The organism is Actinokineospora sp. NPDC051303 (genome assembly GCF_055586285.1).
Genome location: NZ_JBVJIN010000040.1, coordinates 9194 through 29374, shown reverse-complemented (window position 1 = coordinate 29374; position 20181 = coordinate 9194). Strand labels below are relative to the sequence as shown.

General features: G+C 70.8%; 19 protein-coding genes. 7 read left to right on the top strand and 12 right to left on the bottom strand.

Annotated features, from left to right (window positions below):
• The first annotated feature begins 75 nt into the window (after positions 1-75).
• Positions 76-477, top strand: coding sequence for a YccF domain-containing protein (locus ACZ6SD_RS25185; RefSeq protein WP_465319451.1), 402 nt, complete (start codon positions 76-78; stop codon positions 475-477).
• On the opposite strand, the gene ACZ6SD_RS25180 is transcribed toward ACZ6SD_RS25185, so the two are convergent.
• From ACZ6SD_RS25180 to ACZ6SD_RS25170, 3 genes are all read right to left on the bottom strand, one after another.
• Positions 452-1282 (bottom strand): metallophosphoesterase, encoded by an 831-nt coding sequence (locus tag ACZ6SD_RS25180; protein ID WP_465319450.1) that lies wholly within the window; start codon positions 1280-1282, stop codon positions 452-454. The two genes, ACZ6SD_RS25185 and ACZ6SD_RS25180, sit on opposite strands and share 26 nt — an antisense overlap.
• 96 nt (positions 1283-1378) lie before the next feature.
• Positions 1379-2170 carry an HAD-IIA family hydrolase gene (locus ACZ6SD_RS25175; RefSeq protein ID WP_465319449.1) on the bottom strand — a complete coding sequence of 264 codons (792 nt, stop codon included), beginning with the start codon at positions 2168-2170 and terminating at the stop codon, positions 1379-1381.
• Between the two features lie 48 nt (positions 2171-2218).
• A complete protein-coding gene (locus ACZ6SD_RS25170) occupies positions 2219-2611 on the bottom strand; it encodes a TOBE domain-containing protein (protein WP_465319448.1) in 393 nt (130 codons plus the stop codon).
• A 108-nt stretch (positions 2612-2719) separates the two neighbouring features.
• Between ACZ6SD_RS25170 and moaA the strand changes: the two genes are divergently transcribed.
• The 3 genes from moaA to ACZ6SD_RS25155 all read left to right on the top strand — a co-directional run bounded on the left by moaA (position 2720) and on the right by ACZ6SD_RS25155 (position 5168).
• Positions 2720-3772 (top strand): GTP 3',8-cyclase MoaA, encoded by a 1053-nt coding sequence (moaA, locus tag ACZ6SD_RS25165; RefSeq protein ID WP_465319447.1) that lies wholly within the window; start codon positions 2720-2722, stop codon positions 3770-3772.
• Positions 3773-3786: 14 nt separating this feature from the next.
• Positions 3787-4041 (top strand): MoaD/ThiS family protein, encoded by a 255-nt coding sequence (locus ACZ6SD_RS25160; protein ID WP_465319446.1) that lies wholly within the window; start codon positions 3787-3789, stop codon positions 4039-4041.
• 446 nt (positions 4042-4487) lie between these two features.
• Positions 4488-5168: a transglycosylase family protein gene (locus ACZ6SD_RS25155; RefSeq protein WP_465319445.1), complete on the top strand. Its 681-nt coding sequence runs from the start codon at positions 4488-4490 to the stop codon at positions 5166-5168.
• 115 nt (positions 5169-5283) lie between these two features.
• On the opposite strand, the gene ACZ6SD_RS25150 is transcribed toward ACZ6SD_RS25155, so the two are convergent.
• From ACZ6SD_RS25150 to ACZ6SD_RS25135, 4 genes are read right to left on the bottom strand one after another with little or no spacing between them, the layout of a single operon-like run.
• Positions 5284-6546: a molybdenum cofactor biosynthesis protein MoaE gene (locus ACZ6SD_RS25150; RefSeq protein ID WP_465319444.1), complete on the bottom strand. Its 1263-nt coding sequence runs from the start codon at positions 6544-6546 to the stop codon at positions 5284-5286.
• Positions 6543-7019: a cyclic pyranopterin monophosphate synthase MoaC gene (moaC, locus tag ACZ6SD_RS25145; RefSeq protein ID WP_465319443.1), complete on the bottom strand. Its 477-nt coding sequence runs from the start codon at positions 7017-7019 to the stop codon at positions 6543-6545. The genes ACZ6SD_RS25150 and moaC overlap by 4 nt, the downstream gene beginning before the upstream one ends.
• 25 nt (positions 7020-7044) lie before the next feature.
• A complete protein-coding gene (locus ACZ6SD_RS25140) occupies positions 7045-8439 on the bottom strand; it encodes an NAD-dependent malic enzyme (RefSeq protein ID WP_465319442.1) in 1395 nt (464 codons plus the stop codon).
• Positions 8440-8492: 53 nt separating this feature from the next.
• On the bottom strand, positions 8493-8675 hold the full coding sequence (locus ACZ6SD_RS25135) for a hypothetical protein (protein WP_465319441.1): 183 nt from the start codon (positions 8673-8675) through the stop codon (positions 8493-8495).
• Between the two features lie 106 nt (positions 8676-8781).
• On the opposite strand from ACZ6SD_RS25135, the gene ACZ6SD_RS25130 reads away from it, so the two are divergent.
• Positions 8782-11046, top strand: a complete 2265-nt coding sequence (locus tag ACZ6SD_RS25130; RefSeq protein ID WP_465319440.1) for a helicase-associated domain-containing protein — start codon at positions 8782-8784, stop codon at positions 11044-11046.
• A gap of 14 nt (positions 11047-11060) precedes the next feature.
• Here the strand turns inward: ACZ6SD_RS25130 and ACZ6SD_RS25125 are convergent, their stop codons facing one another.
• From ACZ6SD_RS25125 to ACZ6SD_RS25105, 5 genes are all read right to left on the bottom strand, one after another.
• Positions 11061-12635, bottom strand: coding sequence for a restriction endonuclease (locus ACZ6SD_RS25125; RefSeq protein WP_465319439.1), 1575 nt, complete (start codon positions 12633-12635; stop codon positions 11061-11063).
• Between the two features lie 128 nt (positions 12636-12763).
• Positions 12764-13372 carry a GTP-binding protein gene (locus tag ACZ6SD_RS25120; RefSeq protein WP_091452744.1) on the bottom strand — a complete coding sequence of 203 codons (609 nt, stop codon included), beginning with the start codon at positions 13370-13372 and terminating at the stop codon, positions 12764-12766.
• A complete protein-coding gene (locus ACZ6SD_RS25115; protein WP_091452742.1) occupies positions 13353-14057 on the bottom strand; it encodes a DUF742 domain-containing protein in 705 nt (234 codons plus the stop codon). Before ACZ6SD_RS25115 ends, ACZ6SD_RS25120 begins: the two co-directional genes overlap by 20 nt.
• A gap of 30 nt (positions 14058-14087) precedes the next feature.
• Complete coding sequence (locus tag ACZ6SD_RS25110; protein ID WP_018682546.1) at positions 14088-14513, bottom strand: roadblock/LC7 domain-containing protein; 426 nt, start codon at positions 14511-14513, stop codon at positions 14088-14090.
• The gene (locus ACZ6SD_RS25105; RefSeq protein WP_465319438.1) at positions 14510-17545 is read right to left on the bottom strand and encodes a sensor histidine kinase; all 3036 of its coding nucleotides are present in this window, start codon (positions 17543-17545) and stop codon (positions 14510-14512) included. The genes ACZ6SD_RS25110 and ACZ6SD_RS25105 overlap by 4 nt, the downstream gene beginning before the upstream one ends.
• A 617-nt stretch (positions 17546-18162) precedes the next feature.
• Here ACZ6SD_RS25105 and ACZ6SD_RS25100 point away from each other — a divergent pair.
• A complete protein-coding gene (locus ACZ6SD_RS25100; protein ID WP_465319437.1) occupies positions 18163-19188 on the top strand; it encodes an ABC transporter substrate-binding protein in 1026 nt (341 codons plus the stop codon).
• A 22-nt stretch (positions 19189-19210) separates the two neighbouring features.
• On the top strand, positions 19211-19984 hold the full coding sequence (locus ACZ6SD_RS25095) for an ABC transporter permease (protein WP_465319436.1): 774 nt from the start codon (positions 19211-19213) through the stop codon (positions 19982-19984).
• Positions 19985-20181: the final 197 nt, after the last annotated feature.

The window sequence follows — 20181 nt, the reverse complement described above, 5'->3', positions numbered from 1 at the left end:
TCGCCATCCTTCCCCCGATCGGGTCGCCCGCGCAGCTCCAGCTGGGGGATGCGCCGACCAGGTAGCGTTGATGTTGTGCGACTACTGCTGAACGTCATCTGGCTGGTGCTGTGCGGCTTCTGGATGGCCCTGGGCTATTTGTTCGCCGGGATCATCTGCTGCATCCTGGTCATCACCATCCCGTTCGGCCTGGCGTCGTTCCGGATCGCGAACTACGCGCTGTGGCCCTTCGGCCGCACCATCGAGACCCGCCGCGACGCGGGCGCGCCGTCGATGATCGGCAATGTCATCTGGATCGTCTTCGCGGGTTGGTGGCTGGCGCTCGGGCACGTCGTGACCGGTTTCCTGCTGTGCGTGACGATCATCGGCATCCCGCTGGGCATCGCCAACTTCAAGATGATCCCGGTGTCGCTGGTCCCGCTCGGCTCCCGGATCGTGCCGGTGGACGGTCCTAGTCGGATTCCGACGGCAGCGTGACGACCAGGCACGGGCCGCCGACGAACAGGCCAGCGTCGACGCCGAGGGCTTTGCCGCCCGCGTACTCGTAGGGGCCCTCGACCTGCGCCGGGAGGACGCCGAGCTGGTCGGCGATGACGCTGTGGCCGTGCACGACCCGGCTGCCGCCCAGGGTGGTCAGCAGGTCGTCGGCCGCGGCCTCGCCGTGCGGGCCGCGGAAGGCGTAGCGGGTGGTCATCCGCCGCCACACCTCCCACCACTCGGCCAGGTCGTCGCCGTGCAGGACGGCGCGGACGGCGTCGTTGACCGAGTCGATGTCCTCGCCCCAGGTGAGGTATTCGAGGGTGTCGGAGTGCATGAGCAACTGGTCGCCGACCAGGGTGAGGACGGGGCGGTCGGTCAGCCAGGCCACGTGCTCGTCGGTCAGCGCCTCCTGGTCGCTGACCATGCCGCCGTTCATCTCCCAGCTCCGCGCGAAGCTGCGCGGGCCGAAGTCGGAGGGCACCTCGGCGTCGCCGAACTTGTGCATGCCCAGCAGCAGGATCTCGTGGTTGCCGAGCAGCGTCTCGACCTGCCCGCCCGCCGCGGCGGCCTGCTCGACCAAGCGCATCACCAAGTCGATCACGCCGATGCCGTCGGGGCCGCGGTCCACGAAGTCGCCCAGGAACCACAGGTGGGCCTCGCCGCCGCACCAGGAGCCGTCGTCGTCCACGAGACCGGCGCGGCGCAGGGCGTCGAGCAGTTCCGCGCGGTGACCGTGCACATCGCCCACGACATAGGTCGTGGGTGTCTTCACCTCGGTCCCCGATGGGCTGTCTTGCTGCACAGCACTGACGATAGGCGAGCCGAACACCGAGCGCGCTGTGATCGGCACCCAGACGCACCCGTGGTGACCAGCCGTAATCGGGTTGGCACGATCGGATTATAGATCGGAAAACGGGTCCGCGGTCCGGCCGACCAGATCCGCGACCGAATCGATCACTCGGGTCGGCCGGTACGGGTACAGCTCGGCGGTCTCCCTGGTCGAGATGCCGGTCAGCACCAAGATCGTGTTCAGGCCCGCCTCCAGGCCGGTGCGGACGTCGGTGTCCATCCGGTCGCCGATCATCAGCGTGCTCTCCGAGTGCGCGCCGAGCGCCCGCAGGGCCGAGCGCATCATCAACGGGTTCGGCTTGCCCACGTAATAAGGCTCCCGGCCGGTGGCCCGCTCGATGAGCGCGGCGACCGACCCGGTGGCAGGCAGCGAGCCCTCCCGGCTGGGGCCGGTGGCGTCGGGGTTGGTCGCGATGAACCGGGCGCCCTCCTCGACCAGGCGGATGGCGCGGGTGATGGCGGTGAAGCTGTAGGTGCGGGTCTCGCCGAGGATCACGTAGTCCGGGTCGCGGTCGGTGAGGACGTAGCCGATCTCGTGCAGGGCGGTGGTCAGCCCCGACTCGCCGATGACGTACGCCGTGCCGCCGGGGCGCTGGCTGTCGAGGAACCGCGCGGTGGCCAGCGCGGAGGTCCAGATCGCCTGCTCGGGCACGTCGAGGCCGGTGCGCAGCAGCCGGGCCCGCAGGTCGCGCGGGGTGTAGATGGAGTTGTTGGTGAGCACGAGGAACGACGTGCCCGCCGCGGTCAACTCCTTGATCAGCTCGTCCGCGCCGGGGACCAGGTGCTCCTCGCGCACCAACACCCCGTCCATGTCCATCAGGTACGTCCAGCGGCCGGTCATGACAGGAGGCTACCCACGCCCCTCTAGCTATAAGAGATAAGAACGGACTTACGGTGTCTCCACGATGACCTGAGTTGCCTTTACCAGCGCCACGGCAAGCACGCCGGGTTCGAGGCCCATCTCGCGTACCGCCTCCGCGCTCATCAGCGACACCACCCGGTGCGGCCCGCACTGGATCTCGACCTGCGCCATGACCCGGTCGGCGACCACGTCGGTGACCAGCCCGACGAACCGGTTGCGGGCGGAGCGGCCCGCGGTGATCGGATCGGGGATCTCGGTGGCCTGGTCGCGGGCGAACGCGGCGAGGGCAGCGCCGTCGACCACCTTGCGCCCGGCGGCGTCCGCGTCGGCGGGCAGGTGGCCCGCGTCGACCCAGCGGCGGACGGTGTCGTCGCTCACCCCGAGCAGCCTGGCGGCCTCGGACAACCTGAAATACGGCATGCGCCGACGGTATCGGCCCGCGTCCCGGCGCCACGGACTAATGGTCACCCAGCGCTAATGTTCGGCCGACCAGGTCACTTGTCGGTGACAACGTCTACCCTAGATCGGGTGACAGCGGTTCCTCTCGGGCTTCCGGCAGTGCCGGGCCCGCACGCCGCCAGGCCGGACACCCCGGGCCTGGTGGATCGGTTCGGCCGGGTGGCCACCGATCTGCGGGTGTCGCTCACCGACCGCTGCAACCTCCGGTGCACCTACTGCATGCCCGCCGAAGGGCTCGACTGGATGCCCGGCGGCGAGATGCTTACCGACGACGAGTTGAACCGGCTTATCCGGATCGCGGTAGTGCGCCTAGGTGTGACTAACGTCCGGTTCACCGGTGGCGAACCGACGCTGCGCAAGGGCATCGAGCGGATCATCGCGGCCGCGGCGGCGTTGACACCCCGGCCCCGGATTTCCATGACCACCAACGGAATCGGGCTCGCGCGCCGGGCCGAGGCGCTGGCCGAGGCTGGCCTGGACCGGATCAACGTCTCGCTCGACACCATCCGGCGGGACCGCTATGCCGAGATCACCCGACGCGACCGGCTTTCCGATGTCCTCGAAGGACTTGCCGCCGCGCAAGAGGCTGGGCTTACCCCGGTCAAGGTAAACGCGGTCCTCTTGCGCGGTGTCAACGACGACGAAGCCGTGCCACTGCTGCGCTTCTGCCTCGACCACGGCTACCACTTGCGGTTCATCGAGCAGATGCCGCTCGACCCGCAGCACGGCTGGAACCGCGCCGCGATGGTGACCGCGGACGAGATCCTGGCGACGCTGGGCGCGGAGTTCGCGCTGTCGCCGAGCACGGCGCCGCGCGGGGCCGCGCCAGCCGAGCGGTGGCAGGTCGACGGCGGGCCCGCCGACGTCGGCGTCATCGGGTCGGTGACCAGGCCGTTCTGCGGCGACTGCGACCGCACCCGGCTCACCGCGGACGGCGCGCTGCGCTCGTGCCTGTTCAGCCAGACCGAGACGGATCTGCGCGCGCCGCTGCGCGCGGGCGCGGACGACGCGGCGATCGCCGAGATGTGGCGGTCGGCGATGTGGGCCAAGCTCGCCGGGCACACGATCAACGAGGCCGGTTTCGCCCAGCCGCTGCGGCCGATGAGCGCGATCGGGGGCTAGGCGTGGCAGGCGATATGACGACCGTCACGGTCCGGTACTTCGCGGGGGCCCGGGCGGCTGCGGGGGTGCCGCAGGAGACCCTGGCGCTGCCGTCGGGGGCCACCGTGCACGACGCCCTCGCGACGCTCTCGGCGCGGCACGGGGACGCGCTGGCGCGGGTGCTGCGCGCGGCCAGCTTCCTCGTGGACGGGGTGGCGGTCCGCGACCGGGCCGCGCGGCTGCCGGACGGGACGGGGCTGGACGTCCTCCCGCCCTTCGCAGGCGGCTGAGTCCGGATTCCCGGTTGGCCTAACGTGCCAAAGTCGACGTGACCCAAGCCTCACCTAGAGTGAATTATCTCGGCCAGGACACAGCCAAATAACAGGCCAGCGAAGTGCTCTGACCAGCGGAAACAGCGATGATCGTCACGGTTTGCAGTGCGTTACCGTGACAACGGTCACATCTCAGACGATTTCCGTATCCCCTAGCGGTTACGTACCGTCGCTATCGGCTGGCCCCGACCAGCCATGCACGACCCGGGAGTCCGTAGCGCCAAACCTTGTCCGGCGGGCTCTCGGGAACCAACCCCGAGCGAAAGCGAACTTCCGGACAGGGGCGAGGGTCCACGACGAGCGCGACGCAGCGCGAGGCGTGGCAGCCGGGGTGAAACCCGGTCGGGCTCCCGAAGGCCCGCCCACAGCGATCACAACTCGCAGGCGCGGAAGGTGAGACTGAGATGGGTTACAAGGGCAAGCACCGCAAGCCGTCCGCCGCCAAGCGCACCATCGCCCGCGTCGTCGTCGCTGGCGTCGCGGTCGGCGCCCCGATGGCCGTCGCCGCATCCCCCGCCTCTGCCGACAGCGTCAACTGGGACGCGGTCGCGCAGTGTGAAAGCGGCGGCAACTGGAGCATCAACACCGGCAACGGCTACTACGGCGGCCTGCAGTTCCACCCCAGGACCTGGTCCGCCAACGGCGGCAAGGGCAGCGCTCACACGGCGTCCCGCGAGGAGCAGATCCGCGTCGCGGAGAACGTGCTCAAGACGCAGGGCATCGGCGCGTGGCCGGTGTGCGGCAAGAAGGCCGGAGCCGCGACCGCCGCCAAGCCGCAGAAGGCCGCCGCGGCCGCGAAGCCGAAGGCCAAGGCCGTCGCGCCGAAGAAGGCCACCAAGCCGGTGACCAGGGCTGTCGAGAAGGCCGCGCCCAAGGCGGCGCCGGTCCAGGCCGCGGCCCCCGTGGCCGCCCTCGCCAAGTCCAACCCGGCAGGCGACTACACCGTGGTCGCGGGCGACTCGCTGTCCAAGATCGCCGAGCGCCTCGACATCGCGGGCGGCTGGCAGGCCCTGCACGAGAAGAACAAGAGCTTCATCGGCGACCCGAACCTGATCCTCGTGGGTCAGAAGATCGCCACGAAGTAGTCGGCTCGGCAAGGCCACACCTCGCGAGAGCGTGCGGGCCGGACCCTCAGCGCCTTCCGCCCCAGCGGTGGGGGTCCGGCCGCTTCTCGCGGCAAGACCGGCTTCGTCAGGTGGGTCAGGGGCAGTTGACCCACTCGTCGGTGCCGTCGGTGAACATCTGGTGCTTCCAGATCGGCAGCCTGGCCTTCACCTCGTCCACCAGCCGGGCGCACGCGGCGAATGCCTGCCCGCGGTGCTCAGCGGACACCGCGCAGGCCAGCGCCACATCGCCGATCGCCAACCGGCCCACCCGGTGGGTCACGGCGAGCGCCCGGACACCGTCCGCGCGAGCGATGTCGGCGGCCACCTCGGCGATGACGTCCGTGGCGGTCGGGTGGCCCTCGTAGTCGAGGCCACGCACACCGCGACCGTGGTCGTGGTCACGGACCACACCCGCGAACGTCACCACCGCGCCCGCCGCCGCGTGCTCCACCAGGGCGGCGTGCTCCTCGACGGTGATCGGGGCGTCGCTGACCTCGGCCCGCAGCACGACCGAGCCCCGCGAAGCAGACTCCGACCGGCCCACAACCGAACCGGCGACCGGCACCGCCACAGACCCGCCGGAATCGCCACCAGGCACCTGGTCAACACCCGAACCGGCAGCAGACGCCGCCAGCGGCCCCGCGACGCCGCCAGGCACCTGCCCGAGCCCCGAGTCGGCAACTGACGCGCCCGCAGACTGCGGATGATCGCCGCCCACCTGATCCACAACCGAACCAGCGACCGACGCGCCCTCAGGCCGCGCGTAATCACCGGCGCCCACCTGATCCACAACCGAGTCGCCCGGCGCGCCCGCGGACCGCGGATGGTCGTCGCGCGCTTGGTCGACCACTGAACCGGCGACCGGCGTCTCCATGGGCCGCGGGTGGTCGCCGCCGCGCACCTGGTCCACCGCGTGGTCGAGCACGAGGTCCAGCACGGCCAAGCCGTCGCGGACGCCGCCGCTGGAGCCGGGCAGGTTCACCACCAGGGTGCGGCCTGCCACCCCGGCCACACCGCGCGACAGCACGGCCGTGGGCACCTTTGGCAGGCCCGCCGCCCGGATCGCGTCCGCCAGTCCGGGGATCTCGTGGTCCAAGACCTCACGGGTGGCCTCCGGGGTGCGGTCGGTCGGGCTGATCCCGGTGCCCCCGGTCGTCACGACCACGTCGACCGCGGCGGCCACGGCGTCTCGCAGGGCCGCAGTCACCGGGGGGCCGTCCGGCACGACCACCGGGTCGGGTGTCGCGTAGCCGCGGTCGCGCAGCCACGCGACGATCACCGGGCCGGTCTTGTCCGGGTAGACACCTGCCGCGGCCCGGTTGGACGCGGTGACGACACGCGCCGTGCGGGTGGTCATGGCTCTCCTCGGGTCCAGGCGCCGCTCTTGCCGCCGTCCTTGCGCTCGACGCGGACGGCGTCGATGACCGCGGCCGGGTCAACGGCCTTGATCATGTCGTGCAGGGTCAGGCCGCACACGGCCACCGCCGTCAGCGCTTCCATCTCCACGCCGGTCCGGTCGTTCGTGCGGACCGTGGCGACGATGCGGACCTCCGCCGCGCCCAACTCCAGGTCTATGCGAACCCCGGAAAGCGCCAGCGGGTGGCACAGCGGGATCAGGTCCGGGGTGCGCTTGGCGCCCATGATGCCCGCGATCCGGGCCGTGGCCAGCGCGTCGCCCTTGGGCAGGCCGTCCCGGCGCAGCAGGCCGACAACCTCCGCGGTGGTCCGCACCACCCCCGAGGCGACCGCGACACGGGCGGTGACCTCCTTGGCCGACACGTCGACCATCCGGGCCGCGCCCTCGTCGTCCACATGGCTCAGTTCACCCACAGACCGATGCTACGGCCCACCCGTCTCAGCCCGAGTGCGCCGTCCCCGCCGCCTTGCGCACCGCGTCGGCCACCGCTGGCGCCACGGCCGCGTCGAACACGCTGGGCACGATGAACGAGGCGTTGAGCCGGTCGCCGTCGACGATGTCGGCCAGCGCGTCGGCCGCGGCGAGCAGCATGGCGTCGGTGATGCCGTGGGCCTGGGCGTCGAGCAGGCCGCGGAAGACACCGGGGAAGGCGAGCACGTTGTTGATCTGGTTCGGGTAGTCCGAGCGGCCGGTGGCGACGACCGCGGCGTGCTTCTGCGCCTCCAGCGGGTCGATCTCGGGGTCCGGGTTGGCCAGGGCGAACACGATCGCACCCGGGGCCATGGTGGCGACCTGGTCCGCGCCGAACAGGTTGGGGGCCGAGACGCCGATGAACACGTCCGCGCCGACGAGCGCGTCGTGCAGGCCGCCGGTCATCTTGTCCCGGTTGGTGTTGCGCGCGACCCAGCACAGGTTGTCATCGATGTCGCCGCGGTCGGGGTGGACGATGCCGTCGACGTCGACGGCCAGCACGTCGCCCGGCTCGCGCAGCAACAGCAGCCGGATGATCGCCGACCCAGCCGCGCCGACCCCGCACACCACGACGCGGCAGTCCGCGATGTCCTTGCCCACCACCCGAAGCGCGTTGCGCAGCGCGGCCACCACGCAGATCGCGGTGCCGTGCTGGTCGTCGTGGAAGACCGGGATGTCGAGCAGGTCGCGCAGCCGCCGCTCGATCTCGAAGCAGCGTGGCGCGGCGATGTCCTCCAGGTTGATGCCGCCGTAGACCGGCGCGATCAGCTCGACCGCGCGGATGATCTCCTCGGTGTCCTGGGTGTCGAGGCACACCGGCCACGCGTCGACGCCAGCGAACTTCTTGAACAGCGCCGCCTTGCCCTCCATGACCGGCAGCGCCGCCGCTGGCCCCAGGTTGCCCAGGCCGAGCACGGCCGAGCCGTCGGTGACGACCGCGACGGTGTTGCGCTTGATGGTGAGGCGGCGCGCGTCGTCGGGGTTCTCGGCGATCGCCTGGCAGATGCGCGCCACGCCGGGGGTGTAGGCGCGGGAGAGGTCGTCGCGGTTGCGCAGGGCGACCTTGGCGGTGACCTCGATCTTGCCGCCGAGGTGCATGAGGAACGTGCGGTCGGACACCTTGCGGACCGCGACGCCCGGCAGCGCCTCCAGCGCGTCGGTGATGTCGCGGGCGTGATCGGCCGACACCGCGTTGCAAGTGATGTCGACCACCACGCGGTCGCTGTGCGACTCGACCACGTCGAACGCGGTGATGACCCCGCCGACCCGGCCGACCGCGCTGGTCAGGTCCCCCGCGGCGCTAGCCGACGGCGGCGCTTCGACCCGGACGGTGATGGAATAGCCGGGGCCGGGGACAGGCATGGGCGATCTCTCCCGTGTGGACGGTCACGTCTGGAAACGGGAGCAGCCTAGACCTACCTATTGATCTCGGTGACCGGGTGCTGGTAAGGCACGGTCTCCAGCGGGAACGTGATGTCGCCGAACGGCGAGAGCGCCCCCTGGCGGTCCGAGGTGAGCTCGGTGACCGGGTGCGAGCCGTTGTCGTCGTCCCCCGCCCAACTGGGGTCGATCCGATCGCGCTTGGCGGCCTTCGCCACTGGTCCTCCTAGTGCCACGAACTTCGGTCACGAAAAACTGGCCAAGAACACCGTCTTCGGCGACTACCGAGGTTACCGGACAGCCGCGCCGTATACCGTGGTCAGGGTGTCCAGCCCCACGCTCACCGACTGGCTCCGCGCCCAGGACGACGAGACGCTGGCCGCGGTGCTGCGCGCCCGCCCCGACCTGGCCACGCCCCGCCCGCCGGACACCACCGTCCTGGCCACCCGCGCGGCGACGCGGGCCTCGGTCGCCCGAGTCGCCGAGGGCCTGGACACCTTCACCCTGGCCGTCCTCGACGCGCTGCTCGCCGCGAACGCCGACCGCAAGCCAGCCGACCTCGCCCAGGCCGCGACCCACCTGGGTGACGACGTGCCCGCCGATCGGGTGCGGGCCGCGGTGGACCGGCTGCGCGAACTGGCGGTCGCCTGGGGCCCGGACGACGCGGTCGCGCTCGTGCCATCGGCCCGGGAGGCGGGCGGGCTGTTCCCGACCGGCCTGGGCAGGCCGTCGCCCGCGCTGGACTGGGTCGACGTCCCCGCCCTGCTGACGGACCTGCCCGACGACGAGCGCAAGGTGCTGACGACGCTCGCGCACGGCCAGCCGGTGGGCAAGACCAAGGACGCGGCGGTGGTGCTTCCGTTGGCCGAAGCCAAAACCCCGGTTCAGCGGCTGTTGGCGCGCGGCCTGTTGATGCGGGTGGACGCCGAGACGGTGGAGCTGCCGCGCCAGGTCGGCCTCACCCTGCGCGGGACGGGCCCCACCGGCACGGTGACGATCACCGAGCCGCCGTTGCGCACCAAGGCGCACAAACCGTCCACTGTGGACGCCACGGCGGCTGGCGCGACGCTGGAAATCCTGCGGCACACCGAAACCCTGCTGCGCCTGTGGTCGGCCGAGCCGCCGCCGGTGCTCAAGGCGGGCGGCTTCGGCGTGCGCGACCTGCGCAAGCTGACCCGGGCCATGGAGATCAGCGAACGCGAGGCCACGCTGATCGTGGAACTCGCCGTCGCCGCGTCCCTGGTGGCCGACAACGAGGCCGCCACCCCCGAATGGGTGCCGACGAATCACGCGGACGTGTGGCTGACCGCGACGCAGGCGAACCAGTGGGCCACGCTCGCCTCGGCCTGGCTGGACCTGCCCCGGCTGCCCGGCCTCGGCGGGCTGCGCGACGCCAAGGACCGGCTGCTGGCCCCGCTGTCGGAGGACCTGCGCCGCCCGGTCGCGCCGCTGGAGCGGGCCAGGGTGCTGCGGGTGCTGGCCAACCTCAAGCCGGGCGCCGGGATCGCCGAGCCCGACGAACTGGCCGCCGTGCTGGCCTGGCGCGCGCCCCGGCGCGGCGGGCGGCTGCGCGACGAGATCGTGCGCTGGACGCTCACCGAGGCGACCGCGCTGGGCGTGGTGGCGCTGGGCGCGCTCAGCGGCCCCGGGCGCGCGCTGCTGGACGAGGGCGCCGCCGCCGCGGCGAAGCGGATGGCCGAGGCCATGCCGGAGCCGATCGACCACGTGCTGGTGCAGGCGGACCTGACCGTGGTCGCGCCCGGCCCGCTGGAGCCGCACCTGGCCGCGCTGGTCAACGAGGTCGCCGACGTCGAGTCCGCGGGCAGCGCCACGGTCTACCGGGTGAGCGAGACCTCGATCCGCCGGGCGCTGGACGCCGGGCGCACCGCGGGCGACCTGCACGAGCTGTTCCGCACCCGCTCCCGCACCCCGGTCCCGCAGTCCCTGGAATACCTGATCGACGACGTCGCCCGCCGCCACGGCCGCCTCCGCGGCGGCGCGGCCACCGCGTTCCTGCGCTGCGACGACCCCGCGCTGATCGCCGAAGTCGCCGCCCACCCCGCGGCGGCGACGCTGCAACTGCGCAAGATCGCCCCCACGGTGCTGGTGAGCCCGTTCCCGCTCCTGGAAATCCTGGACGAGCTCCGCGCCGCGGGCTTCGCCCCGGCAGCGGAGGGCTCCGACGGCCAAGTGGTCGACCTACGCCCCGCGGGCCGCCGCGTCCAGGTCCCCCCGCGGGCCGTCCGCCGCACCGCCACCCGCCCCCCGGACGACGACCAGATCGCCGACATGGTCCGCGCCATCCGCGCGGGCGACCGAGCCGCCGACACCCGCCGCGGCCGCACCGTCACCGCCACAGCGGGCGCGGGCGCCAACACCGCGGAAACGATGGCCCTACTCCAAGAAGCCGCCCGAAACCACAAAAGCGTCTGGGTCGGCCTAGTCGACGCCCACGGCGTGGCCAGCCAACGCGTGCTCGAACCCCTCCGCGTCGGCGGCGGCATCCTCGAAGGCCGCGACCCCGCCAGCGCCGAGATCCGCAGGCTCCCCCTGCACCGCATCACCAGCGCCGCCTTGGTCGAAGGCTAGCCGGATAACGCCGTTCAGCCGTCCGTCTGGGATTTCGGACGGTCGGGGATGCCGATGAGAACGTCTTTACCCAGGTACTCCTTTATCAGAAAGGTCAACCGGGCCCCGTCGATCAGTTCCATCCGGCCGTGTTCCCGCGCTTTCTCCCAGCAGCCCTTGGTGAACCACGACGTGGTCACAAGAATCCCCCAGCCCGCCTTCTTCTCCTCCATCGTTCCGGCGAGCTCCCGGATATGGCTCACGCCGACCACTCTGCTATAGCGCTTCGCCTGGATGATGCTCAAGCCGCCCATAAGCGCCTTGCGCTGCACGATGACCGCATCGACGCCGTCGTCATTGCTGTCGGTGGTCTTCCATCCCTCGGCGCCTTGCGCTTCGAACAGTTGCTTCACCAAGTGCTCGAAGTTGCGCGGAGACATGTCCATCAGGTCCGGACGCGAGTCCAAGGTGGCGACGGCGTCGAACCCGTCGACAAAGGAGTACCTGCTCAAATCGAAGTCGAGGATGGGTTCGATCGGTTCCAGCTCGTAGGGATGGCCGGAGACAATCGCCTTGAGGTTATGAACGCACTTCTCGGGCGTGACGTTCCGCAGGTTGGCGTCGCGTGGGAACTCGGCACGGTCCACGTTGAGGCTGATGATGCAGGGGTATTCCTGTTCACCAGTGGCCGGGTTTATCGCATGCACGTGCCCGTTGAAGCCCACCGTGAGCAACGCCGGATCGCTGTCGAAGAGGTCTCGAACGCAGAGCAGCGCCATCTGGCTAACCACCGCGCGATACAGCGCCGCCATTTCGCCCTTCGCGCGCGTGGTGCTGCGCACCTCGTCCCTGGTCGGCAAGTACTTGTACGCCGCCACGGTCGGCACAACCTCACGACTCGGCAAGGCAACGCGTACGATGGCCTGCTCGGTCCGCGGGTTGAAGGTCACTTCGGCTGAATGCGGGAAGCCCTCGGGCAATGGCACCCGCTCAAGCACCTGCCGCAGGTACGACTCGACGTCGTCTTTCCTGCGCTCGGCCAAGCCCCGGGCCTGAGCGGCGATCGCCGCGTTCTTCTCGCGTGCCGCAGCCTCGGCCTCGGCCACCCGGGCAGCATGCGCACGCTGTGCGGCCGCGACCCTCTCCTGACGTTCGGCCTCTTGTCGCTCAGCGGCACGCACAGCGTGCTCGAAACCGGCTTTCGCCGCCGCGACATCGCGTTCGTGGCGGGCCGATCCGCGGAAAGCCCGCGCCAGCACACCAGGAGGGCGGGGAGCGAACTGCTCCCATGCCGGAGGCCGCACCGCGACCGCATCCGGCCCGAGATCAAGGGGTGCGACCTCGGGCCGCACCCGCTGGGCCGTCAGATCGATCCGGGCGGACCGGTCCAACTGCCCACGCAACAACTCTTCCAGGTCGGTGACCCGCGCCGCGAGCGTCCGGTTCCGCTCTTCCACTTCCGCGGCCCGCGCCTCGGCGTGCAGTCGCTTCCGCTCCTTTTCCTCAGCGACGCGCGCCCGTTCCGCCTCTTTGCGCTCCCGCTCGATCTCCCGCTTGATCGCGCGCTGCTGCCACTCCCACTCCGCACGCCCCCCTTGGGCCTTCGCCATCCCCAGCCCCCTCACGGATGCCTCAACCGAGCCATTGTAATGATCCTGCCCGCGTGCCAATCCCACACCGGACAGCGCGACGCTCCAGGCTGAAGAGTTCGGCCTGGAGCGTCGAAGAACCGCGTTTCTTAGACCGCGCGGGACATGCGCTGGTGCATGGCGTGCTCGACCAGGGTGATGAGGGTTTCCTTGGTGGAGTCGCGGTCGCGGGCGTCGGTGGTGACGATCGGGACTGTCGGCTCGACGGTCAGCGCGTCGCGGACGTCGTCGATGCGGTGGTGTAGGACGCGGTCGAAGCAGTTCAGGGCGATGACGTAGGGCAGGCCGCGGTCCTCGAAGAAGTCGATGGAGGCGAACGCGTCCGCCAGGCGGCGGGTGTCGACCAGGACGATCGCGCCGATGGCGCCGCGCACCAGGTCGTCCCACATGAACCAGAAGCGGTGCTGGCCGGGGGTGCCGAACAGGTACAGGATCAGGTCGGAGTCCAGGGACACGCGGCCGAAGTCCATCGCGACCGTGGTGGTGACCTTGTTCGGGGTCGAGGACAGGTCGTCTACGTCGACGCTGGCCTCCGTCATGACGGCCTCGGTGGTCAGCGGGACGATTTCCGAGACAGAGCCGACCAGGGTCGTCTTGCCCACTCCGAAACCGCCCGCCACCACGATCTTGGCCGAGGTGGTCGGCTGCGGGGAAGCGCCACCGCGCGCGCTGAGGGGACTAGAGCCTGCGGAGCCCACTGAGCACCCTTTCCATGAATTCGATCGATGGCCGGTCGCCCACGACCATGCCGCTCTGGTGGATCGAGACCAATCCCATGCCCGCCATGTCGCCGATGAGCACCCGGGCCACGCCCAGCGGCAGCCGCAGGTGCGCGGCCACCTCGGCGACGGAACGGGCGTCGAGGCACAGGCCGCAGATGGACCGGTGCTCGGGACGGATCGCGGCGTCGGGAAGCCTGCCCCGGTCGCTGGTGGAGACCAGCGCCTCAATCGCAAGATCGTACTCCGACCGGGTGCGTCCGCCGGTCTTGGTGTACGGGCGGACCAGGGAACCGGTCTCGTGCGGGGCGAGGTCGTCCGGGTCCGGCTCCGGTTCGAGGTCGGCGACCGCAGGGATCTCCTTGCTGTCCCAGTCGGACTGCGCCGGGATGCCGGGGTCGCCGTAGAGGGTCGCGCTGGGGCCGCCGAACAGCCGCGCGCGGAACCCGTCTATGTCGAACCGGTTCGGCGGGTCGCCGACTCCGTGCTCGGACAGATCCTCCCACCCTCGATCCGACATCTCCGGCCTCCGCTCAGGCTCATCCTGCTGGTCCAGGGGCTGGTCCGGCTCCGGGCCACCGAACGCGACGTCCGAGTCGAACAGGTCCCGATAGGAGAAGTCGTCCTCAGTACGCCTGCCTGTGGCTCGCCGACCCGTGCTCATCGTGTGTTCACCCCGCCGTCTCGACCGCCGCTACCGGCGCTGCGCGCCCTGGAGCTGCGCGCGCAGCTCCGGAGTCATCTGCTGGCCGACCCGTTCGACCAGCAACGTCATCTCGTAGGCCACCAGGCCGATGTCGCAGTTTGGCGCGGCCAGCACGGCAAGGCACGAGCCGTCGGAGATCGACATGAGGAACAGGTAGCCGCGGTCCATCTCGACCACGGTCTGGTTGACCCCGCCCGCCTCGAAGCACCTCGCCGCGCCCGCGGTGAGGCTGACCAGGCCGGACGCGACGGCGGAAAGCTGCTCGGCGCGGTCGCGGGGCAGGCCCTGGGAGCCCGCGAGCAACAGCCCGTCTGCGGACACGACCACGGCGTGGGCCACGCCGGGCACTTGGCGGACGAAATCGGTGATGAGCCACCCGAAGCTGCCGGGCTGCTGTACTGACGCGGTCGTCACTCCTGCTCCTCGTCTAGGCGGCTCTCGTCTGAACCGGTCTGGTCACCAGCGTAAGCGTCGATAAGGGCATGCCGGCCACGCCGGACCCCCTGCTGGAAGCTGGACATGCGGCCGCGGACGGCGTCCGCGGTGCGGGGAGGAAGCGGAGGCGCCGCCTTCTTCTCGGCGGACTCCTCCCGGGGAGCGGCCGAGCCCGGCACCAGGTGCGCCTTGGGGACGCGCTTGGGCAGGCCCGCGGTGGTCATCGTGTCGGCGGAGGTGTCCAGCAGGGCCCGCGCCCGCTGCCACCCGTCGTCGCCCGGCGACTGCCAGGCGTCGGCCTTCGCGGCGGCGATCGGGTCCGGCACGTCGGCGGGCGCGGCGTCGGTCTCGGCGGCGGGGGTCACGACGGTCGCGTCGTCCGGGGTCGCCGCGGCGGCCTCGGGGTCGGCTTCGGTCCCGGCCCGCTCGTCCAGGTCGGGTTTGGCGCCAGCGCCGTTGCCGCCGCCGTTGGTGGTCGGGTGCGGGGTCGAGCCGGTGTCGCCCGCCTCGAACCACTGGGAGAGCACGGCCTCGTAGATCGGCAGCCGCTCGGTGGGGGCGTCGAGGCTGGAGCGGTCCGGCGGGGCGGGCTCGGCCCCGCGCGGGGTGATCGGGGTGTAGACGCTGGTCCCGTTGCGCGGCGTCTCGACCGTGGTGTGCTCGGTCGACGGGTCGTAGGCGTCCTCCGGCTCGGGCAGCGGGTCGCCGAACAGGCTCTCCGTGCTCGCGGGCGGCGGGAAGACGTGCCCGTTGAGCCGGGCGTTGATCTCCTCCGCGGACGCGGGCGGGCCCCACCCGCCGGTGTCCTCGACGTTGCCGGAACCGAAATCGCCCGCGCCGAACAGCGTCTCGAACTGCGGGTCGAACGACGGGTACCCGGCGACGTCTTCGGCCGGGCGGTCCACCTGGGACTCGCTGAGCAGCCCGCCGTCGGCGGAGCGCGACTTGGCCGCGCCGCCGCTGAACGCGCCCGCGATACCGCTGGCCTTGACCGCGGTGTCGCCGAAGTCGGGGGTGGCCACGATGCTCGTCGGCTGGGCCGCGCTGCCGGTCTGCACCAGCGCCGAGGGGACGGTGATGCGGGCGATGAGGCCGCCCTCGATGTCCTCGTTGTCGCGCAGCCGGACCTTGATCTCGTGCCGCTTGGCGAGCCGGGCGACCACGTACAGGCCCATCCGCCGGGTCACCGCGACGTCGAGGTCGGGCGGGTCGGCGAGGCGGGCGTTGGCGCTTTCGATCTCCTCGTCGCTCATGCCGACGCCGGAGTCGGTGATCTGGATGGCCAGTTCCTTCTTCCTGGTCACGGCCATCCGCACGTAGACCTTCTTCTCCGGCTCGGAGAACGAGGTCGCGTTGTCCAGCAGCTCCGCGATCAGGTGGACCAGGTCGGAGACCGCCCGGCCCTGCACCGACACCTCGGGGGCGGAAAGCACCTCGATCCGGGCGTACTGCTCGACCTCGGACACCGCGGCTCCGACGACCTCGGACGCGGGCACCGGGCGGGAGAGCTGGCGGCTCAGCCCGGAGCCGGAGAGGACCAGCAGCGACTCGGAGTTGCGCCGCATCCGGGTCGCCAGGTGGTCGAGCTCGAAGAGGCTGGCGAGCTGGTCGGGGTCCTGCTCGTCCTGCTCCAGCCGGTCGATGAGGGAGAGCTGGCGCTCGACCAGGGTCTGGCTGCGCCGGGACAGGTTGACGAAGATCGAGTTGATGTTGTCGCGCAGCAGCGCCTGCTCGGTCGCCATCCGGACCGCCTGGTCGTGCACGGCGTCGAAGGAGCGGGCGAGCTGGCCGGTCTCCTCGCGGGTGAACACCGGGACCGGCTCGACGGCGTTCTTCGACGCCTCGACCGGGTCCGGGTCGGCGAGGATGCGCTGGACAGTCTCGGGCAGCCGCCGGTTCGCCACGTCGAGCGCGTCGCGGCGCAGCACCCGCAGCGGCACCAGCAGCGAGCGGGACACGACGAAGGTGACCGCGAGCGCGACCAGGATGGCCAGCAGCACGATCAGCGCGTCGCGCCACGCGGTGCCCTTGGCCTCGCCAGCCGACTCCAGCGCGTGGTTGCGCAGCTTGGTCAGCAGGAAGATCTCGACCTTGCGCAGTGACTCGGCGGTGACCTGCGCGTCGTTGAGCAGCCGGTCCTGCGGGATGCCCAGGTCGGTGCCCCGGTCGGCGCGGTTGAGCGCGGTGCGCATGATGCGCTCCCGGTCGTCGACCTGGGCGCCGCTGAAGGTGTCGGAGTAGAACTGGCTCTCGCGGATGTCGGCGTTCGCGCGGAAGTTGGCGATCGAGGCGTTGAAGCTGGCCTCGGCGGCGCGGGCCTCGTCCAGCATGCTGGCCGGGAAGGCGTTGCGCGCCCCGGCGATCATCAGGATGGAGTTCTGCTGGCCGAGGAACTCCTTGCCCTCCACGATGGCCAGTGACGCCGCCGCGAGCCGGGCGATCTCGGGCTGGGCGAGCGACGCGGTGAACTCGGCGCCAGCGGAGAGCACGCTTTCCAGCAGCGAGGTGTAGGACTGGTAGACGCCGACGTCGGGGTAGGCGCTGGCCAGGGCGGCGTTGCGCACGGCCTCGATGGCCTTGAGCCGGTTGGCGAGCCGCTGGAGGATGCCGCCGGTGGCGACGGTGGAGTTCTCCACGGCCTGGCCGAGCCGGGCGAGGCTGGCGTTGGTCTTCTGGATCTGCCCCTGCATCGGGCCCGCGTCGCCCGCGCGGTTGCCCGCGACGAAGGCGACGACCATGTTCCGCTCGGCCTGCAACTCGTGGACGAAGGCGACGACGTCGAGAGTGTTGGTGATGGCGGCGGCGGCCTCGTCAAAGGTCTCGGCCCGGTCGAGCTCGCTGGCGGCGCGGAACACGCCGAGGGCGACGGCGGTGAGGATCGGGACCATCAGGACGGCGACCAGCTTGGTGCGCAGCCGCCAGTTGCGCAGCCGCCATCGCGAGCCGCCCTCGACGGTCTTGCGACCGGGGGCTTTCGCGTTGGCGGCCGCGCCAACCTCTAGGTCCGACACGGCGCCACCACCGTCTTTCCCTGGGCCTGAATACACCCCAGCGGTGTGATCGGGCACAGCCAGCACACTCCCTGCATCTGAGCCAGTAGCCCGTTACTCTCGTTGGCCAGCTCTAACGGACAACTACCCAGTCGAAGGCGCGGCGCACCATGAACGCGCTGAGCAGTCGCCTCTGCTCTGCCTGCGACTCAGATGAGCCTACGCCTCACTGTGAACACAGAAGGTAGCGAAGTCTACGTCACGATGTAACCCTTCCAGGGCATAGTCACACGCAGTGTCAAATGGTTGACCCGGACACCACAATGGTGACGTGACCCTGCGCGGAGGCCCAGCTCCGGCTACCCCGCCCGGATGGATGACTCATCGAGCCCTGTCGTCCCGTTTCGCTACGGGCCGTGGAAACACGGCCTGACCTCCTGCACAATACCCCCACACGGGGCAACAAGAGCCCCTGATTCAGTGAGAGAGTTCACCGCACGGCATCCTGTGTGCACTCATTGTGACATGGACTCCACTGTCTCTAGAGTGCGACCTGGTGTCCAGGGGGCAACGCAGCGACAACGACCGGCTGACAACGAGCAGCTGACCACGACCAGCTCCGACGAGGAGAGGCTCCAATGCTCCGAAGCGTTACCACCCGGCGGTCCTTCCTCGGCCGCCTGCCGCTCGCGGCGCTCGCCGTCACGGTGCTCGCCACCGTGAGCGGATGCGGGCTGCTCGGCGGGGACGACGAGGGGTCCGGCTCCGGCCAGGGAGCGGGCGGGGTGGAGAAGACGAAGATCAAGGTGGGCGTGCTGCCCGTGGTCGACGTCGCCCCGTTCTACCTGGCCATCGAGCAGGGGTACTTCAAGGAGCAGGGCCTCGACGTCGAGCCCGTCGTCATGGCCTCCGGCCAGACCAGCATCAACGGCATCCTCAACGGCGACCTCGACATCGCCTTCGCCGCCTACCCGGCCCCGCTGCTCGCGCAGAGCCAGCAGCTCGCCGAGTTCAAGATCGTCGCCGACGCGCTCAGCGCGAAGCAGGGCCACATAGTCGTCGTCGCCCCGCCGAAATCCTCGTTCCGCAAGCCGACCGACGCCCCCGGCAAGCGGATCGCCATCACCGCCCGCCACAGCTTCACCGACCTGGCCCCGATGTCGGTCCTCAAGACCCTCGACGTCGACACCTCCACCATCAGGTGGGTCGAACTGCCCTTCCCGGAGATGATCCCGGCCATGGAGCGCGGCGAGGTCGACGGCGCGGTCCTGGTGGAACCCTGGGTGACCACCGCGATGAAGCAGCTCGGCGCGACCCCGGTGTTCGACGCCGCGACCGGCCCGACCGCGGAGATCCCGATGTCCGGCTACATCGCCGTCGGCGGCGCGGGCAAGTTCGCCACCACCAGCCCGAACACGATGGCCGCGTTCCAGCGCGCCCTGGCCAAGGCGCAGGCTGAGGCCACCGACCGGGCCAAGATCGAGCCCATGTTCGTCAAGTACGCCAAGATCGACCCGCAGACCGCCCAGCTCGTCACCATCTCCACCTACTCGACGTCGCTGGAGGCCAACCGCATCCAGCGGGTGGCCAACCTGATGAAGGACTTCGGCGTGATCAAGGGCCACCTCGACGTGTCCACCATGATCCCCAACCTGGGCAAGTGACCGGCAACCGCTGAGCGAAGGCGTGCGCACACCGCGAGTTCCCGCGAGCCTGATCGGCCTGGCCTGCCTCTTCGCGGTCTGGGAAGCGGCGAGCCGGGGCGACCTGGTCCCCGCCCGGTACCTGCGTCCGCCGAGCGTGGTGTTCCCGACCCTGGTGCGCCTGCTCGGCGACCCGGAGTTCCTGCGCGCGGTCGTGGCCACGGTCGCGGCCACGGTGCTCGCGCTGGGCATCGCGGTGCTGATCGCGGTGCCCGCCGGACTCGTCCTGGGCAGCCTCCCGCCGGTGCGCCGGGCGACGATGACGATCGTGGAGTTCCTGCGGCCGATCCCGTCCGTCGCGCTGATCCCGCTGGCGCTGCTGACCTTCGGCACCGGGCCGGACACCAAGGTCACCCTCGCGGTCTACGGCGCGCTCTGGCCGATCCTGTTCAACACCATGTACGCCCTCGACGAGATCGACCCACTGCACGTGGAGACCGCCCGCGCGTTCGGCACAGGCAGGCTCGCTGTCTTGACGCGGGTAGCGCTACCGAGCGCCGCACCGTTCGTGCTTACCGGCGTGCGGTTGTCGTTCGCGATCTCGCTTGCCGTGGTGGTGAGCACGGAACTGTTCGCGGGCGGCGCCATCGGGCTCGGGCAGTTCATCCTGGCGGCGAGCAGCGGCGGGTCGCAGATGGACCAGGTCCTCGCAGGCACCGTGCTGGCCGGGCTCATCGGGTTCGGCGCGAACTCCGGGCTGGAATGGCTGCACCGCACGGTGTTCGCCTGGAGCGCGCCCGCGGACGGCCCTCGGTGAGCGAGCTTGCGAGCGAACGATCGGCACAGTGCGCGGGCGCGCGCGGCCACCGAACTGGTGAGGTGGCCCCGTGAGCGAGCTTGCGAGCGAACCATCAACGCAGTGCGCGGGCGCGCGCGGCCACCGAACTGGTGAGGTGGCCCCGTGAGCGAGCTTGCGAGCGAACCATCAACGCAGTGCGCGGGCGCGCGCGGCCA

What these genes read in the sequence shown, in the direction of transcription:
- ACZ6SD_RS25175 (WP_465319449.1), bottom strand. Translation starts at nt 2,170, where the DNA reads ATGACCGGCCGCTGGACGTACCTGATGGACATGGACGGGGTGTTGGTG.
- ACZ6SD_RS25170 (WP_465319448.1), bottom strand. Translation starts at nt 2,611, where the DNA reads ATGCCGTATTTCAGGTTGTCCGAGGCCGCCAGGCTGCTCGGGGTGAGC.
- ACZ6SD_RS25160 (WP_465319446.1), top strand. Translation starts at nt 3,787, where the DNA reads ATGACGACCGTCACGGTCCGGTACTTCGCGGGGGCCCGGGCGGCTGCG.
- ACZ6SD_RS25155 (WP_465319445.1), top strand. Translation starts at nt 4,488, where the DNA reads ATGGGTTACAAGGGCAAGCACCGCAAGCCGTCCGCCGCCAAGCGCACC.
- ACZ6SD_RS25150 (WP_465319444.1), bottom strand. Translation starts at nt 6,546, where the DNA reads ATGACCACCCGCACGGCGCGTGTCGTCACCGCGTCCAACCGGGCCGCG.
- ACZ6SD_RS25140 (WP_465319442.1), bottom strand. Translation starts at nt 8,439, where the DNA reads ATGCCTGTCCCCGGCCCCGGCTATTCCATCACCGTCCGGGTCGAAGCG.
- ACZ6SD_RS25125 (WP_465319439.1), bottom strand. Translation starts at nt 12,635, where the DNA reads ATGGCGAAGGCCCAAGGGGGGCGTGCGGAGTGGGAGTGGCAGCAGCGC.
- ACZ6SD_RS25115 (WP_091452742.1), bottom strand. Translation starts at nt 14,057, where the DNA reads ATGAGCACGGGTCGGCGAGCCACAGGCAGGCGTACTGAGGACGACTTC.
- ACZ6SD_RS25100 (WP_465319437.1), top strand. Translation starts at nt 18,163, where the DNA reads ATGCTCCGAAGCGTTACCACCCGGCGGTCCTTCCTCGGCCGCCTGCCG.